The sequence below is a fragment of the Polaromonas sp. Polasp52 genome, from assembly GCF_059491565.1.
Window position 1 is genome coordinate 2,816,691 of the sequence record NZ_CP168513.1, and the last position, 15,830, is coordinate 2,832,520.

A 15,830-nucleotide genomic window follows, 5' to 3' on the forward strand; every position below is an offset into this window, starting at 1 on the left:
ACTGAATTTCACCAGGACCCCATGAAGCTTTTCCCCTACGGCCACGCCACCCATCCGCAATGGCAGATGGCGGCCGGCCTGGTGCTGGCGCAGCTGCGCGCCTACCAGGCGCTGCCCGGCTACGCCAAGTCGCCCACGCTGGCGTTGCTTTACATCACCGACCATTACGCGGCCCATGCGCAGGACATCCTCGACCACCTGAGCGCCGAGCTGCCCGACATCACCGACTGGAGCGGCACGGTGGGCGTGGGCATCGCCTCCAACAATGTCGAGTACTTCGACGAGCCGGCCCTCACGGTGATGCTGTGCGAGCTGCCGCACGACCAGTACCGGGTGTTTTCCGGCGTGTCGCCGCTGCCGCCGGCCAGCAGCGGCCGCTTCAAGGCGCATACCGCGCTGGTGCACGCCGATGCTGGCACGCCCGATGTGGCCGAACTGATCGCCGAAATGGCCGAGCGCACCGACAGCGGTTATGTGTTCGGCGGCCTGGCGTCCAGCCGCTCAGGCACGGTGCAGTTCGCGCTCAGCGGGCATGGCAACGTCAAGGGGCAGGGGGCCGCCGGCGGCGTGTTCAGCGGTGGCCTGAGCGGCGTGGCTTTCGGCCGGGGCGCGGCGCTGATGTCGCGCATCACCCAGGGCTGCCGGCCGGTGTCGGCCGACCATGAAATCACCGCCTGTGAGTCCAATGTGGTGACGGAGCTTGACGGCAAGCCCGCGCTGGACGTCATGCTGGCGGACCTGGCCGTGTCGCTGGACCAGCCGCGCGAGGCGCTGGCCAAGGTGCGCACCACCCTGGTCGGCCTGAGCCGGCCGGCCGACATTCCCGATGACGGCGCGGCCCATGCCGCGGGCCGGCGCGCGGGGCAGTTTGGTGCCGAGGTGCGGGTGCGCCACCTGATAGGGCTGGACCCGTCGCGCCGGGGCATCGCGATTGCCGAGGTGCCGGCCGTGGGCATGAAGCTGGCCTTTTGCGAACGCAATATGGAAGCCGCGCGCGCCGACCTGATCCGCGTTTGCGCTGAAATCCGCGAAGAGCTGGAGCCCGAGGAAGTCACGCTGGAAGTCGCCAGCGCCCTGAGCGCATCGGAAGCCGAATCGGCACCGCATGCCGCGCGGCGCATTGCCGGCGCGGTTTATGTGAGCTGCTCAGGCCGGGGCGGGCCGCACTTCGGCGCGCCCAGCGCCGAGATGCAGATCGTGCGGCGCGCGCTGGGCGATGTGCCGCTGGTGGGTTTTTTTGCCGGCGGCGAAATCGCTCGCCATCACCTCTACGGTTACACCGGCGTGCTGACCGTATTTACGGCGCCCGCTTAGAGCACCTGCGCTTCCAGCAACTCCACAGGGTCGCCGTAACGCGCGGCCAGCGCTACCACGGCCGGGTCGCGCAGTGCGCACAAAAAGCCGTCCTTGATCAAGGTGTTGCCGCCCGCGGTCACCGTCGCATCCAGCGTGATCAGGTCCATGTGCACCGGCGGCTCTTCCCAGTCGGGCATGACGCGGCGTATGTAGTCGCTGGGCTGGGCCAGGTCTATGCCGAAGTGCAGCGCGCCCGGCGCGTTGGAGCCGGCCGGGTAGACCGTGTGGCGCGGCGCCTTGGGGTTGAAGCCGCAGCCGCCGCCTTCGATCATGCGGCCGCCCACCAGCATTTCGCGCAGGATGACCGCCTCTTCCGAAATGCCCTCGACCGCGGCAATCGTGTCGCCCTCAAAATGCACGGCGATTTTTTCCTCAAAGGGTTTGGCAAAACCGACGGCCCACTGCGGGTACAGCACGCCGGCCATGGGCACCACGGCCTTGAAGTCGTTTTTGACCGAGTTGTGGTCCCAGAGGTTGGGGCCGTGCGTCGGCAGGTAGTGCACATAACAGCCGTCCTCCTCGGCCGTCATCTGGCCGCGCCAGCGGTTGGTGGCCAGCTGGTTGGCGCGCATTTCCTGCGTGAAGCTGATGCGGAAGTCGCTGCCGCGCGGGTCGGTAAAGCGCAGGTCGAAGCCGCCTTCGGTCGGATAGCGGGCGGCTGTGCCGCGGATGATCTCGCCGATCAGGTCGACCGGAAAGCGCGCCTGCGGCGTGTGCAGCAAATCGAGGTTGCGAAAGTAGGTGATCTTGACCCAGCGCTGGCCGGCGCGGCGCAGCTTGATGCAAAGCGGATCCAGGATGGAGCAGAACCAGGTCGACACCACAAAAGTGGCTTTCTGGAGCATGGCATGCACTTCTTCCGGCACCGCCGTCACCTGGGTGCTGGGCTCCATGTAGATGCGCACCTCGGCCCCGCGCGATTTGGCGATGCCGATCACCGCGTCGATCACCCGCGGATCCAGCAGCGGGTCGGCCAGCATCAACACCCTGTCCCCCGGGCGTATCGCCATCACGCGTGAAAAATTGTCCAGCGCCTGGAAAAAGTATTTGGTGTCGGTCAGGTTGGCCGCCACGGGGATGGGCAGGCCGACGTAGGTGGAGCTTGGGGTCATCGCGGTTCCGTTAAGAATTGCATGCACAAAATTCGTGTTTTCGGCTTAAAACGGCTGAATATTACCAGCAAGCGCGATATTTTATTAGTTGACTAATATAATTGCATGCAATTTACGTCACGCCTAACCAACCAGCGGGGGCCAAGGGTCCGGCTTCGCCGGCCCAAGGCGCCGCCCCCTTGAGGGGGGAACAGGCTACACGCAGTGAGCCTGGACGGGGGTGTTACCTCCTCAATGCGGCGAAAGCCTCAAACTCCCAGCTCCGCATGGCCAGCAGCAGCGTAAAACCCTCGCGGTCCTTGTCGCCCAGCTTCTGGTCCGTCTGGTGCTGCTGGGCAAAATCCTGGGCCACGCGCTGCATGCGCTCCAGGAAGGAGGGTGCCAGGCCGCGGCTGATGGCGCCGTGCACCAGCAGCAGGCCCTCGCCGTTGCCGTCGAAGCCGCCTGAAAAATAGTCGAGCAGGGCGTTTTCACGGAAGTAATCCATCACCGGCCCATGCGGGCGCCAGCGAAAGGTCTTGGCGAGTTTGAGCCGGTAGCGGTTCAGGGGCTTGAGTTCGATGATGCCTATGCGGTCCAGCTGCGCCAGGTATTTGATGCACTCGGCCTCCGAGAGCCGGTAGCTGCTGGTGATCTGCTCCAGTGTCCATTGCGAGAGCACACAAATCGCGGTCAGCAGCAGCTTTTTATCGGCGACCACGGCTTTCTCCTGCGCCTCGGTCAGTTCGGCCAGCAGCGGCTGGGTGTCGGCGATGCGCCTGGCGAGGTCGGCAAAGTCCAGCTTGAGCGCGCGGCAGATCGCATCTATGCGCGACAGCGGCATGTCCCCCTTGGCCAGCATGCGTTTGACGCTGGATTCGGCCATGCCCAGTTTGGCGGCCAGGTCCGCATAAGTCATGCGCGCGGCCTTGAGTTCTTTTTTGAGGACGGTGACGAGGTCGGCGGTGGTGCTCATGGGTATCGATTATCGGTACTTTGGGGTTGAAGAGGCTCCACCGCGCTGAATTTTGATGCTTGCGGTTCTTTCCGCCCCCACAGTGCGGCTCACTCACATATATAGACAGGAGCTTTCCGCATGCAGACCATCCCCTCCATTCTTCACCGCCGGGTTGAGCCGCTCCCCTGGCACGCGCGCCCGGCTGCCCTGGCCTGGCGCCGTGAATGCATCCTTGCTGCTGTCTTCTTGCTGTTGCTGGCGGCCGCGCTGCTGGGGCCTTCGGTGGCCCAGCCCGCCCACTACCATGACTTTGCCGACCAGCGCAGTTGGGGCTGGCTGCCGCACGCGATGGACGTCATCAGCAACCTGCCCTTCGCGCTATGGGGCATGGTGGGTATCTGGGCGCTGCTGCGGGCTGTCCGCGAGCGCGCCGTCAGCGCTGCGGCGGCGGCCATGGCCGGGCTTTTTTTCGGCGGCCTGTGGGCGACGGCGGCGGTGTCCGCGGCCTACCACCTGCAGCCCGGTGACGCCGGCCTGGCCTGGGACCGCGGCGGCATGGTGCTGGCCTTTGCCGGGCTGCTGGGCCTGGCGGCGATGCGGGCCGTCAGCACGCGCGCCGGCATGGCGCTTGCCACGGCCGTGCTGGTGCTGGGGCCGCTTTCCGTCTACGCCTGGTCGCTGGGCGGCAATGTGCTGCCCTGGGCGGTCTTGCAGGGAGGCGGCATGGCGCTGATCCTGGGCTTTGCCTGCCTGCGTCCAGCGCAGGCCTGGGAACTGCCGGTGCGCTGGGGTCTGGTGATCGCCATCTATGCACTGGCCAAGCTGCTGGAGCTGGGCGACCACGCGGTCTACGAATGGACCGGCCAGCTGGTATCGGGCCACAGCCTCAAACACATGGTGGCCGCCTGCGCCGCCTGGCCCGTGGTGTCGGCCCTGCTGGTCGCGCGAAAAATCAGTGCAGAATCCCATGCACCATTCAAAAACAGAGCCGGCCAGCCGCTTCGGCGCGAAGCCCGCCGCACAACAATCAAAACGAGGAGTCACGCATGAGTGTTGATAAGGCTACGCCGGTGTCGCCGCCGCCTGTCCAGGGGCACCCGAACCAGTTCGCGCTGCTCAAGCAGCGCCGCTTCGCGCCTTTTTTCTGGACGCAGTTTTCCGGCGCGGCCAACGACAACCTCTTCAAGTTCGCCTTCACCGTGATGGTGACCTACCAGCTCAGTGTGAGCTGGCTGCCTCCGGCGCTGGCCGGGCTGGCCATAGGCGCGCTGTTCATCCTGCCCTTCCTGCTGTTCTCGGCCACCAGTGGCCAGCTCACCGACAAGTTCGAAAAAACGCGCGTGATCCGTTTCGTCAAAAACCTCGAAGTCGTGATCATGCTGATCGCGGCCGTCGGTTTTATGAGCGGCAACGCCAACGTGCAGGTGCCAGTGCTGCTGGGCTGCACCTTTCTGATGGGGCTGCACTCCACGATCTTCGGCCCGGTCAAGTTCGCCTACCTGCCGCAGGCGCTCAACGAGCGTGAACTCACGGGCGGCAACGGCATGGTCGAGATGGGCACGTTTGTGGCCATCCTGCTGGGCCAGGTCGTAGGCGGGCTGATGGTGGCCGTGCCGCAGGTCGGGCCCGACTATGTGGCCATGGCCTGCGTGGGCCTGGCCCTGGTGGGCCGGCTGGTGTCGCAGTTCATTCCGCTCACGCCGGCGACCGACCCGGGCCTGAAGATCAACTGGAACCCGGTGACGGAAACCTGGCGCAACCTCAAACTTGCCAGCGACAACCTGGTGGTGTTCCGCTCCATGCTGGGCATCAGCTGGATGTGGTTTTTCGGCGCCGTGTTCCTGAGCCAGTTCCCGAGCTTTGCCAAGGAAGTGCTGCATGGCAACGAGCAGGTGGCGTCCCTGCTGCTGGTGGTGTTCTCCGTCGGCATCGCGACCGGCTCGCTGCTCTGCGAGGTGCTCAGCAAGCGCCACGTTGAAATCGGCCTGGTGCCGGTGGGTGCCATCGGCATGAGCGTGTTCGCGGTGGACCTGTATTTCGCCTCGCGCGGCCTGCCCGCCGTGCCCATCATGAGCGTGGGCGAATTCATGGCGCAGCATGCCCACTGGCGCGTGATGATTGACCTCGCGCTGCTGAGCCTGTTCGCGGGCCTGTACAGCGTGCCTATGTATGCCTTGATCCAGCTGCGCAGCCAGCCCACGCACCGGGCTCGCATCATCGCGGCCAACAACATTCTGAACGCCCTGTTCATGATCGTCAGCGCCGTCCTGGCCGGCGCCCTGCTCAAGTCCGGCTTCAGCATCCCGCAGATCTTCCTGTTCGTGGGCTTGGCCAATGCGGTGGTGGCCTTCTACATCTTCATGCTGGTGCCCGAGTACCTGCTGCGCTTCATCGCGCTGATTTCCTCGCGCCTGGTTTACCGCTTCAAGATCACCGGCGACGACAACATCCCGGCGCAGGGCGCGGCCGTGCTGACCTGCAACCACGTGAGTTTTGTCGACCCGGTGCTGTTGATGGCGGCCAGCCCGCGCCCCATTTACTTCGTGATGGACCACCGCATCTTCAAAATGCCGGTGCTGGGCTGGCTGTTCCGCCTGGCCAAGGCCATCCCCATCGCGCCGCGCACCGAAGACCCGGCGCTCTACGAAGCGGCCTTCGAAGCGGCTGCCAAGGTGCTGCGCGATGGCGACCTGCTGGCCATCTTCCCGGAGGGCGGCATCACCAAGAACGGCGAGCTCCAGGCTTTCAAGGGCGGCATCATGAAGATCCTGGAAAACGCCGAGCGCGACGGCCTGCAGGTGCCGGTCGTGCCCATGGCGCTGACCAACCTCTGGGGATCGTTCTTCAGCCGCGTGGAAAAAGGCACGGCCATGGTCAGGCCTTTCCGGCGAGGGGTTTTCAGCCGGGTGGGCTTGAACGCAGGGCCGGCGCTCACGCCGGCCGAAGTACAGCCCGAGGCCTTGCGCGCGCGGGTCGCCGCATTGTTGGAAGCCTGAAGCGCAAAAAGTATCGAAATTCGATGCTTGTCGGCCATTTCAAGGAAACTGTATCGCTATCTGCATGACTTTGGCGTGAGGCGGCCGCACATTAGCGGCACCTCAACAACCGCAAGGTTTTTTATGCAGACGCTGATACACCGTGACTCCAAACCCTGGCAACTGCAGGTCTGGGCTTCTTTCCTGATCGCTGTTTTCCTCTGCGCCGTGGGCTTGTCCTACCTGCCCGGCCGGGACCTGGACCGCGCTTTCATGATCATGGGTTATTTCTTCTGCCTGTCGGCGGCCTTTGTGCTGGCCAAGTATGTGCGCGACCAGCAGCAAAGCAGGGCCGAAGGCAAGCTGGCCGACACGCCCATGTTCAGGCTGGTGGTGTGGGGCGGCTTCTTCCTGGCCATGTCCCTGACCGGCTGGGGCCTGTGGCGCATGGAGATCAACGAAACCTACAAGGCTTTCCTGGGCGTGAGCTGGCTCTACCTGATCACCTGCAGCTTCACCTTGGCCAAGACCCTGCGCGACAGCCATGAAGCCGACCTCAGCGAAGCCCGCATGGGCCGCGCCGCCCGCAGCCATGCGGCCAACGAATAAACACCCCCACACGCACAAGGAGCCATCATGAAAAATCGACTTGCCACTTATCTGTCCGCTGTCTGCATCGCCCTGGCGGGAAGCGCCGCGTTCAACGCGCAAGCCCAGTCGGAAGCCTCGGCCCTGAGCGCCGTGTCGGCCCTGCCTGTGGCTTCCGTGGTGGTCGGCGCCAGTGCCGCCGCGGGTTCCGTCGTGGCCATTCCGGTGGTGTTGTCCACGGCGGGCACCGTGCTGGTGGTCAAGACCGTCGAGAGCACGGCCCGCGGAACTCTGTATGTGCTGGAGCGCGCCTCCGACGGCGCCCGCGCCAGCATAGAGGTGGTGGGCCGGGGTGTGGCCGGCGTGTCCGTGGTGGCCGGGACGGCCGTGGTCGTCAGCGTGGTGGGCGCGGGTGTGGTGCTGTCGGCGGCCGGGGAGGCGATTGCCTTTATCCCCAATGCGCTGGGGCGCGCCTTGCTGCACAACGAACGCCTGACCCAATAAGCCGGAGCCATCCCATGAAAATCTTCAAAGCCCTTTTGCCGCTGCTGCTGGCCGTCGCGTTAGGTGCGGCACCTGCCGCCCATGCCGGGCGCTCCTGCGAAGCGCGCAAGACCACCCCCCAGACCGTGGAGCGGGCCATGGTGCTCGCCGAAAAGACCCTGGCTTCGCTCAACGCCAGCGGCGAAAAAGTCGTGCTGCTGGCGCGGGCCGGCCAGGATCTCGGTAAATACGGGTTGCGCTATTCGCACCTCGGCCTGGCCTACCAGTTACCGGACGGGCAGGGTGGCATGACCTGGCGCGTGGTGCACAAGCTCAACAGCTGTGGCACCAGCGACTCGGCGATTTACCGCCAGGGGCTGGGCGAGTTCTTTCTTGACGACTTGTGGCGCTTCGAAGCGGCCTGGGTCGCGCCATCGCCGCAAGCCCAGGCGCAGCTGCTGGCGCTGTTGCAGGACCCGGCACGGATCACGGCCATGCACCACAAGCCCTACAGCATCGTCAGTTATGTCTGGGGCCGCAAATACCAGCAGTCCAACCAGTGGGCCATAGAAACCATGGCTGCCGCCGCGGAGCCCGGCGTGGCCACGCGCGAGCAGGCGCAGGCCTGGCTGCAGTTCAAGGGCTACGAGCCCACGGTGCTCAAGCTGGGCCCTTTGACCCGGCTGGGCGGCCGCATGACGGCCGCGAACGTCGCGTTCGACGACCACCCCAACGACAAGCGTTTTGCCGACCGCATTGAAACCGTCACGGTGGACTCGGTCTTCGCCTGGCTGCAACGGGCCCGCATGACGGACGGCAAGCCTGTGGTGGTGGTCGGGCTGTGAGTGATGCGTTTGTGATGTTCGGAAACTGGAGACAAGCATGGCCAATACCCTGCGATTGACGGAAAAATGGATGCACCGCGGCCTCTGGCTGGTGGCTTTTGTGTTCGCCGGCTTCCTGATAGGCTTGGGCGGCACCGTGGTGGGTGACCTCCCCAAGGTCGAGAAACAGCTCTCGCTCGACGATTACATGGATGCCAACGCCAGCACCGCGCTGCGCAATGCCATCAAGGCCGCCGAGCGCGCAGGGCAGGACGCCCAGGCCGCGCTGGAACAGGCGCAGCTCAAGCGCCGGGCGGCCCAGGCTGATTCGGCGGCCGCGCGCGAAACCTTTAACAACTGGCTGTCCACGCGGCACGCCACGCAACTGGCCGAGCAGGACCCGGAGCTGGTCTCGCGCACGCGGGCGCTGGATGCGCTCAAGGAGCGCGAGCGCGCGGCCGGTGCGGCCGTCGAGGCCCAGCAGCAGGCCGCGCTCGATGCGCGCCAGGGCGCCGCGCGCGAACGCCGCAAGCTCCGCGAGATGGAAGAAGCCGCGCAAGTGCAGCTCAACGCCGAATACCGGCGTGTGGAATTGCGCGTGTTTTTGTACCGCCTGGCCCTGACGCTTCCGCTGCTGGCGGCGGCCGGCTGGCTGTTCGCGAAAAAACGCAAAAGCACTTACTGGCCTTTTGTCTGGGGCTTTATCTTCTTTGCGCTGTTCGCCTTCTTCGTCGAGCTGGTGCCCTACCTGCCCAGCTACGGCGGTTATGTGCGCTACATCGTGGGCATCATCGTCACGGCGCTGGTGGGCCGGCAGGCCATCGTCGCGCTGAACCGCTACCTCGAAAAGCAGAAACTGGCCGAGCAGTTGCCCGACGCACAACGCCGCGAGGAACTGAGCTACGACACGGCACTCAAGCGCCTGTCAAAAAGCGTGTGCCCCGGCTGCGAGCGGGCCGTGGACCTCAAGAACACGGAGATCGATTTCTGCCCGCACTGCGGCATAGGCCTGTTTGACCATTGCCTCCAATGCGCCACGCGCAAGAGCGCTTTTGCGAAGTTTTGCCATGCCTGCGGTGCAACCGCAGCTGGTTCGCAGCAGGACGCCGCCATACCTTGAGTTTGGGCAGAACATGACTGGCGCAGGACGTTCTATGACTACTCGGGGCGCCTCCCTTTGCCTACAGACGAAGTCTGTGGATGCGCGCACATTCAGTCATCTAACTTACAAAAGGTTCCATCGTGAAAGCACATATTCGTCATCAGGTGGCATCGCTGTTTTTTCTCTTGCCGGTTGTTGCCGCTGTCGGCGCGCTGATGCCAGCCACGGTGATGGCCCAGGCTGCCATGCCCGAAGTCCGCTCCCTGCAGGTTAATTCCGATGGAGGTTTGAGCTCGGGTGCTGACCTTGAATTCACCGTTGAAGCGACACCGCGCGGACAAGCCAGCTTGCGTATTCGCGGGGTCCAGCGCAACATTCCGCTCAAGGAAGTTTCGCGGGGCGTTTACCGCGGCGAATACACCGTCAGGCGCCAGGACCGAATTGCCGAGACCAGCCTGATCCGTGCGACCATCAAAGTACGCAACCGTAGCGCTGCTGCCGACTACAGTTTTCCCGCCGGATTTTCGGGTAACCCGGTCGCTGCAGCACCGCCCGTGGTGGCAGGACCGCCACCCGCAGTGCTGAAAATTGATCGCTTTGCCGTGGCGCCTGTCGAGAAGATAGAGCCAGGCGCCGAACTACGATTTATGCTCAATGGCATGCCTGGCGCGACCGCTACTTTTGACATCCCCGGCGTCATGGACAACGTTGCCATGCGCGAAACCCGCCCCGGCGTCTATGAAGGCAACTACACCGTCCGGCGGCTCGACAACCTGGCGCCGTCCCGGCCTATCGTGGCCCGGCTGCGCATGGGCGACAAGGTTGTCACTTCCACCCTGGCCCAGCCCTTGACGATGGATGCCAAGGCACCCGTGCTGCGCAACCTGTCCCCTCGTGAAGGCGAAGTCGTGGCGAGCAACGCCGCCACTTCGGTGTCGGCATCTTTTGACGATGCGGGCGGTGTTGGTGTAGACCCGAAGAGTGTTCGCATCCTGCTGTCCGGCCGCAACGTGACTGCCGAGAGCAACATCACAGCGCAGTTCTTCAGCTACCGCGGCGACCTGCCGCCCGGACGCTATACGGTGGACGTGTCAGCCAAAGACCTGGTGGGCAATACGATGAACAAGGTCTGGGTCTTTGACGTGGGCGGGGCTGCTGCCGCCGTCCTCACCACGGTGCCGCTGCAGGTCACCAGCCATGCCAACAATACCGCTGTGGAGGGCAATTCCACCACAGTGCGCGGAAAGACTGCGCCAGGCGCCACGGTCGACGTCAAGGTCCATGCCATTGCACCGGTTGCCGGTCTGTTCGGTGTGGCGCAGGATGTGCTTTCCGAGCGGGTCCAGGCGGACGGCGCAGGAAACTTCTCCTTCAGTTTTTCACCGCGCCTGCCCCTGCCTGGTACTCGTTATGAAATTGCCATGACCGCGCGTAAAGCGGAGCTCGCCACCGAGTCTCGGCTGGAGCTGTTCCAGAAACAGAACTAGGCATTCCGGGCCTGTTGCGCGGGTTACCCTCGTCTCGCCGGCGCAAGTTGTTATTGATGACATACCGAAGGCCGTGGAAAGGGTATATCGCCAGTCAGACTGGACGGCCGAAGAAGGGATAGCCCGGGTCGTTATAGCCGTGGCTGGACGCGTGGCCTGGCACCACCAGCTCGTTGACAAAAGCTTCGTCGTCCTTGTCCAGCACCAGCTCCACCGCGCCGTACACGTCTTCCAGGTGCGGCAGGGTGCGTGGGCCCACGATGACCGAGCTGACCAGCGGGTTGGCCAGCACCCAGGCCGCGGCGAATTGGCCGGGCACCTGGCTTTTGCCTTCGCAGCGGGCCTTGATCTTCTGCGCGATCAGCAGTGACTCCTCGCGAAACTCGGTTTCCAGGATGCGTTTGTCGCCGCTGCCGGCGCGCGTGCCTTCGGCCGGCGGCTGGCCGGGCGGGTATTTGCCGGTGAGCACGCCGCGCGCCAGCGGGCTGTAGGGCACCACACCCAGGCCGTAGTGGCCGCAGGCCGGCAGGATTTCGACTTCCGGGCCGCGATTGAGCAGGTTGTAATAAGGCTGGCACACCGCGGGCTGCGGCACGCCCAGTTCCTTGCACAGGCGCACCACCTCGGCGATGCGCCAGCCGCGGAAGTTGGACAGGCCGAAGCTGCGCAGCTTGCCCGCGCGTATCAAATCGCCCAGCGCGCGCACCGCTTCCTCGAGGTTTTCCTCGTGGTAGTCGCGGTGCAGGTAGAGGATGTCCAGGTAGTCGGTCTGCAGCCGCGCGAGGATGGCGTCGGTCTGCTGCACCAGCCAGCGGCGCGAGTAATGGCTTTCATTGATGCTGTCGCTGACCGCATTGCCCAGCTTGCTGGCCAGCACCCAGTGCTGCCGCTGGCCGGCCAGCAGCTTGCCCACATCCTTTTCGGACTGGCCCTGGTTGTAGACGTCGGCGGTGTCTATGAAGTTGAGGCCGTGCTCGCGCGCCGAGGCCACGATGCGTGCCGCTTCTTCAAAAGGCGTCTGCTTGCCGAACATCATGGTGCCCAGGCACAGGACGGAGACTTTGAGGTTGCTGTTTCCAAGGCGGCGGTATTGCATGGTCATCTTTGCGGCAAAAAAACAATAAAGGGGAAGGGCCTGATGTTGCCTCAGCTTGTTGTCTTGCGCTGTGGGTCGGCTATTTCGCGGGTGGCCGGCGTCCGGAATTTCGGTGAAGTATCTGAATTTGATGCTTATCGTACAAATCAGATGATCTTGTATCTTTAAATGCAACCTTTTGAACGCCCCCCCGCACACTGCGCCCACAAGCATGTGCTTGGGCCTTCGGGTTATTTATGAAGATCGCTTCTTCCTTGTCTTCCCTGTTCCCCCTGTCACGCCTCTCACGGTTGTCGCGTCGCACGGCTCTGGCCGCCGCGGTGCTGGGCGCCACGGCCCTGACGGGCTGCTATGTTGTGCCGGTGCAGCCTGCACATCCGCCGGTCACTTCCACGGTCTACGTCACGCCGGCTGTCCCGGCCAGCACGACCTTTGCGGCGCGGCTCTACCCGGCCAACGACATGGCCCGTGCCTACGGCATGGTGGGGGCGGTGGTGACCAACGACATGAACGGGCGCGGGACGTTCACCACCAACATCAACGGCGAGAGCTTTACCGGAGAGGCCACGCGCATCGCGGGTTCATCGACGCGTGAAGGCGTGGCCAATGGTTCGGGCAGCCGGGGCAACTACATCAGCTGCCGCTATCAGATGAACTCGTCCACCCTGGGCACCGGGCAGTGCAGGCTGTCCAACGGCGCCGAGTTCACCATGCATGTGGGCGGCTGAACCTGGCGCGGAACGGGCTTACTGCCCGAACTGCTCGGCCGCCGCGACCTGCGGGGCCGCCTTGAGGTGGCCCACATACTGCAGCGGCTTGTGAATCCGGATGGAGGGCACGTCGCCCTCCCTCATGTGCAGCAGGTCGCCGGGGTTGATCAGGCGCGGATCGGCGTCGGTGAGCGGCAGGCCGGCGCTGCGGTAGGCCTCCAGGATGAACTGCGAGCAGAAGAACTGGTCGTTGCGTCCCAGGCCCAGCTGCACGGCCGCGATGCCGCGTATGCAGAAGTCGCGCACCATGGACGGCACCAGCGGCAATTCGCACATGCGCCGCTCCAGCGCGAACGGGGCCTGCAGCATCACACCGACGTAGTTGTATTTCTGGCCTTCGTGGCGGGCCACAAAGCTGTTGATCTTCACGGCCTGCCCAGCCGTGAGGTCGGGGTGGCGAAAGGCCACCACCGTCGCTTCGTCTTCCAGCATCGCGTCCACGCTGCGGATGCGTATGCCCGAACCCACGGCTTCGGCGATCTGCCGGTTGCCCATGTAGACCGCGGCATGGCTCACGGGCGACAGCGTGATCAGGCGTATGCCGACCGAGTTCAGCCCGTTTTCGGCGGTGAGGATGATGTCGCCCGGGCGCAGCGTGTCGGCGTTGACCAGTTCCCCCCCGTTGCCCGGGTTGAGCGCCATGTTCTGGAAGCCCAATGTAGGCGCGCCGCTGGTTTCATGCGGCTTGATGGCCGTGGCGCAGCCGCCCAGCCCCAGCATGGCCGCCAGGGCCAACATCCCTGCAAATCGGGTGAGTCGGAGCATGGTGTTTCCTCGTTGTTGTTTGTTTGCAGGGGTGGAGCCGCAAGGGATTACGGCGCGGCCCGCTCGACCAGGTACTCTTTGGCGTACCAGAAGGTTTCCGGCGACTTGAAGGCGCCCAGCGTACCTTCTTTTTCGTCCTGGCGCGAACGCAGGTCCCAGCGCTCGTCAATGACGCGGCATGGCTCGCAGGGCTTTTCCCCGGGGCGGCGCTGCACCAGGGCGTAGCGCGTGTTCTTGAAGAGCGCGTCCATGTCCTGGTAATCCACCGGTTGCGCGGCGAAGTAGGGCACGATTTTGGCGCCGGGGATGATGAACTCGTAGCGCTCGAAATGCCCATTGAAGTTGCTGGGCACCGATACCGCCTGGCCTTTGAGCAGCGCATTGGTTTCCGCGCGGAAGCGGCCCATGTCGCCGTTGAAGGGCGCAGTGACCCAGGCCAGCGCGAACAGCACCGCAAAACTGCTGAGCGCGGCGACGGGCCGGGTCCATCGGGGTTTGGCCATGCCCGCGATGCAGGCGGCGGCCAGCACGGCCAGGAAGATCCAGTACAGCGGCGAGAACAGCCAGGTGTCCTGCGTGGCGCGCACGCCGCCGTAGCCGATCAGGCCCATGGCCAGCGCGCCTATGAGGCAGATCACCAGGGTCAGGCTGAACCAGATCCGCGCGATGCGCTCCCAGTAGAGCGCGATCAGCACGGCCAGCGCCGGCATGGCGGGAATCAGGTAACGCGTGGAGCGCTGCGTGGGCACCATGAACACCAGTGCGAAGGCCAGCAGCCATATCCACAGCGCTTTTTCGGTATCGCTGATGGACTGGCCCGTGGCTTTGCGCTGGCGCCAGGCTTTCCATGCCGCCCAGGTACAGCCCACCGCGACAGGCAGCAGGAACAGCGCGTTGGAGTAATAGCCCGTCAGGATGGTCAGGATGCCGCTGCTGCCGCTAAAGGCAATGGCGAAGTAGCCTTTGGACGAGTTCATCTTGCCGGCGTTCTCGCCGACGACGAATTCGCGCCAGACCTCGCCCGGCTGCGGGTCTATGGCAAACCACAGGCCGAAAATCGCCAGGGCCAGCGCGCAGATGGCCGCCACCTTGAGGCCGTCGCCGACGATGCCGGGCCGGAAAATTTCCCAGGCCGGCTTGCGCGCACCCAGCAGCTGGTAGCACAGCGCCAGCGCAAAGCCCACCGGCACCACCATGACAAAAGACTTGTAAAGACAGCCTATGCCGATGGCGATGCCCGCCAGCAGCGGAAACTGCCAGCGCGAGGCCAGCAGCTTTGCGGGCGACCAGGCAATCGCAAACAACACGCCGAACAGCCAGAAGGTTTCGGGTGCGCTCGTCAGGTAGGGCCGGCCGTAGCGGTAGGTGCTGAAGAAGGACAGGTAGACGATGGCGGCGATGGCGCCCATGGCCAGCGCGTGGCGGCGGCGGTCGGCCGGCGCGGTTTCACCGTGGACGACCTTCCAGGCCAGCAGCGCTGTCATCAGGGCGATGGCCCAGGTATAGGCAATACTGGGCAGGCGCAGGTTGAGCAGCGTCCAGTGCTCACCCCAGCCGCCGGCCACCATGGCCTGCCAGAACAGCACCGGCGGCTTGGTGTTGCGCATGAAGTCGTAGGAACTCACCAGCGGCAGCCAGTGGCCGGTTTGCGCCGTGAGCCGCGCGATGTGAGCGTAGACCAGCTCGTCGCCGTTGCGCGGGATGTGGTCGCCGGCCAGGCCGAACAAATAGCCCAGGGCGACCAGCAGGGCCAGCCCTATCCAGATGCGGTGGGCGGGAAAGCGTGTTTTCAGGGACTCAGGGCTTGTCATGGACATCGGCGGGCGGTGGGTGCGCGGCGGCATCGGCTGCAATTTTGGCGCGGCGGCGGCGGAAAGTCATGCGGTCGTTGGCCACAAAATTGCAGACGCTGGACAGTACGATGGCCAGCACATTGGCCAGCAGGTAGTGCATATACAGGGCCAGCCATTTGGTCAGCAGCGACTGCAGCACGATGGCCAGGCCGGCGGCCATCACGTACTTGGAGAAGAGGAACAGCGCCGAATGGTGGACTTCGTGCTTGCGGTCGCGCCAGGTCAGGCGCCGGTTCCAGTAGAAGTTGCTGATGGTGGCGACGGTGATGGCCAGCGCGATGGAGTAGTTGAGCCGGTCATGGAAGTCCGCGATCCAGTTGAACAAAAACTCCTGCGCGAGGTAGAGCACCGCGAGGTTGACCACCGTACCGCTGGCACCCACCACGCCGAACTTGATGAAGCGCCAGCGCACCATGGGCTGCAGGCGCGCGGGCAGGCGCCGGATCACGGCCTCGGCAAAAGATCGGAGTGTGGACATCAGG

At 64.6% G+C, this 15,830-nt stretch carries 15 protein-coding genes; 9 read left to right on the top strand and 6 right to left on the bottom strand.

Going from position 1 to position 15,830, the window contains the following annotated elements; translation table 11 throughout:
* Positions 1–21: 21 nt before the first annotated feature.
* Positions 22–1,314 carry an FIST signal transduction protein gene (locus tag ACEN9P_RS13165; protein ID WP_477661495.1) on the top strand — a complete coding sequence of 431 codons (1,293 nt, stop codon included), beginning with the start codon at positions 22–24 and terminating at the stop codon, positions 1,312–1,314.
* On the opposite strand, the gene ACEN9P_RS13170 is transcribed toward ACEN9P_RS13165, so the two are convergent.
* Both ACEN9P_RS13170 and ACEN9P_RS13175 read right to left on the bottom strand, forming a co-directional pair.
* Positions 1,311–2,468 carry a hypothetical protein gene (locus ACEN9P_RS13170; protein WP_477661496.1) on the bottom strand — a complete coding sequence of 386 codons (1,158 nt, stop codon included), beginning with the start codon at positions 2,466–2,468 and terminating at the stop codon, positions 1,311–1,313. The two genes, ACEN9P_RS13165 and ACEN9P_RS13170, sit on opposite strands and share 4 nt — an antisense overlap.
* A 223-nt stretch (positions 2,469–2,691) precedes the next feature.
* Positions 2,692–3,423 (bottom strand): helix-turn-helix domain-containing protein, encoded by a 732-nt coding sequence (locus ACEN9P_RS13175; protein ID WP_477700894.1) that lies wholly within the window; start codon positions 3,421–3,423, stop codon positions 2,692–2,694.
* Between the two features lie 120 nt (positions 3,424–3,543).
* On the opposite strand from ACEN9P_RS13175, the gene ACEN9P_RS13180 reads away from it, so the two are divergent.
* The 7 genes from ACEN9P_RS13180 to ACEN9P_RS13210 all read left to right on the top strand — a co-directional run bounded on the left by ACEN9P_RS13180 (position 3,544) and on the right by ACEN9P_RS13210 (position 10,864).
* Complete coding sequence (locus ACEN9P_RS13180; RefSeq protein WP_495619503.1) at positions 3,544–4,455, top strand: hypothetical protein; 912 nt, start codon at positions 3,544–3,546, stop codon at positions 4,453–4,455.
* Complete coding sequence (locus ACEN9P_RS13185) at positions 4,452–6,401, top strand: MFS transporter (protein ID WP_495619504.1); 1,950 nt, start codon at positions 4,452–4,454, stop codon at positions 6,399–6,401. The genes ACEN9P_RS13180 and ACEN9P_RS13185 overlap by 4 nt, the downstream gene beginning before the upstream one ends.
* A gap of 123 nt (positions 6,402–6,524) precedes the next feature.
* Positions 6,525–6,989 (top strand): YiaA/YiaB family inner membrane protein, encoded by a 465-nt coding sequence (locus ACEN9P_RS13190; protein WP_495619505.1) that lies wholly within the window; start codon positions 6,525–6,527, stop codon positions 6,987–6,989.
* Positions 6,990–7,016: 27 nt separating this feature from the next.
* Positions 7,017–7,472: a hypothetical protein gene (locus ACEN9P_RS13195; protein WP_477700895.1), complete on the top strand. Its 456-nt coding sequence runs from the start codon at positions 7,017–7,019 to the stop codon at positions 7,470–7,472.
* A gap of 14 nt (positions 7,473–7,486) precedes the next feature.
* On the top strand, positions 7,487–8,296 hold the full coding sequence (locus ACEN9P_RS13200) for a DUF2145 domain-containing protein (protein ID WP_495619506.1): 810 nt from the start codon (positions 7,487–7,489) through the stop codon (positions 8,294–8,296).
* A 37-nt stretch (positions 8,297–8,333) separates the two neighbouring features.
* Positions 8,334–9,395, top strand: a complete 1,062-nt coding sequence (locus ACEN9P_RS13205) for a serine endopeptidase (RefSeq protein ID WP_495619507.1) — start codon at positions 8,334–8,336, stop codon at positions 9,393–9,395.
* 122 nt (positions 9,396–9,517) lie between these two features.
* Positions 9,518–10,864 (top strand): hypothetical protein, encoded by a 1,347-nt coding sequence (locus ACEN9P_RS13210; RefSeq protein ID WP_495619508.1) that lies wholly within the window; start codon positions 9,518–9,520, stop codon positions 10,862–10,864.
* A 94-nt stretch (positions 10,865–10,958) separates the two neighbouring features.
* Here the strand turns inward: ACEN9P_RS13210 and ACEN9P_RS13215 are convergent, their stop codons facing one another.
* Complete coding sequence (locus ACEN9P_RS13215; RefSeq protein ID WP_495619509.1) at positions 10,959–11,960, bottom strand: aldo/keto reductase; 1,002 nt, start codon at positions 11,958–11,960, stop codon at positions 10,959–10,961.
* A gap of 236 nt (positions 11,961–12,196) precedes the next feature.
* Between ACEN9P_RS13215 and ACEN9P_RS13220 the strand changes: the two genes are divergently transcribed.
* Entirely contained in the window at positions 12,197–12,688 is a 492-nt protein-coding gene (locus ACEN9P_RS13220) for a hypothetical protein (RefSeq protein ID WP_477661506.1), read from the top strand.
* Between the two features lie 18 nt (positions 12,689–12,706).
* Here the strand turns inward: ACEN9P_RS13220 and ACEN9P_RS13225 are convergent, their stop codons facing one another.
* Genes ACEN9P_RS13225 through ACEN9P_RS13235 form a run of 3 tightly spaced genes read right to left on the bottom strand, consistent with a single transcriptional unit; the run spans position 12,707 to position 15,826 of the window.
* Entirely contained in the window at positions 12,707–13,495 is a 789-nt protein-coding gene (locus ACEN9P_RS13225) for a C40 family peptidase (protein ID WP_477661507.1), read from the bottom strand.
* A 47-nt stretch (positions 13,496–13,542) separates the two neighbouring features.
* Positions 13,543–15,306, bottom strand: coding sequence for an ArnT family glycosyltransferase (locus ACEN9P_RS13230; protein ID WP_495619510.1), 1,764 nt, complete (start codon positions 15,304–15,306; stop codon positions 13,543–13,545).
* Positions 15,293–15,826, bottom strand: a complete 534-nt coding sequence (locus ACEN9P_RS13235) for a GtrA family protein (RefSeq protein ID WP_477661509.1) — start codon at positions 15,824–15,826, stop codon at positions 15,293–15,295. Before ACEN9P_RS13235 ends, ACEN9P_RS13230 begins: the two co-directional genes overlap by 14 nt.
* Between the last annotated feature and the right edge of the window lie 4 nt (positions 15,827–15,830).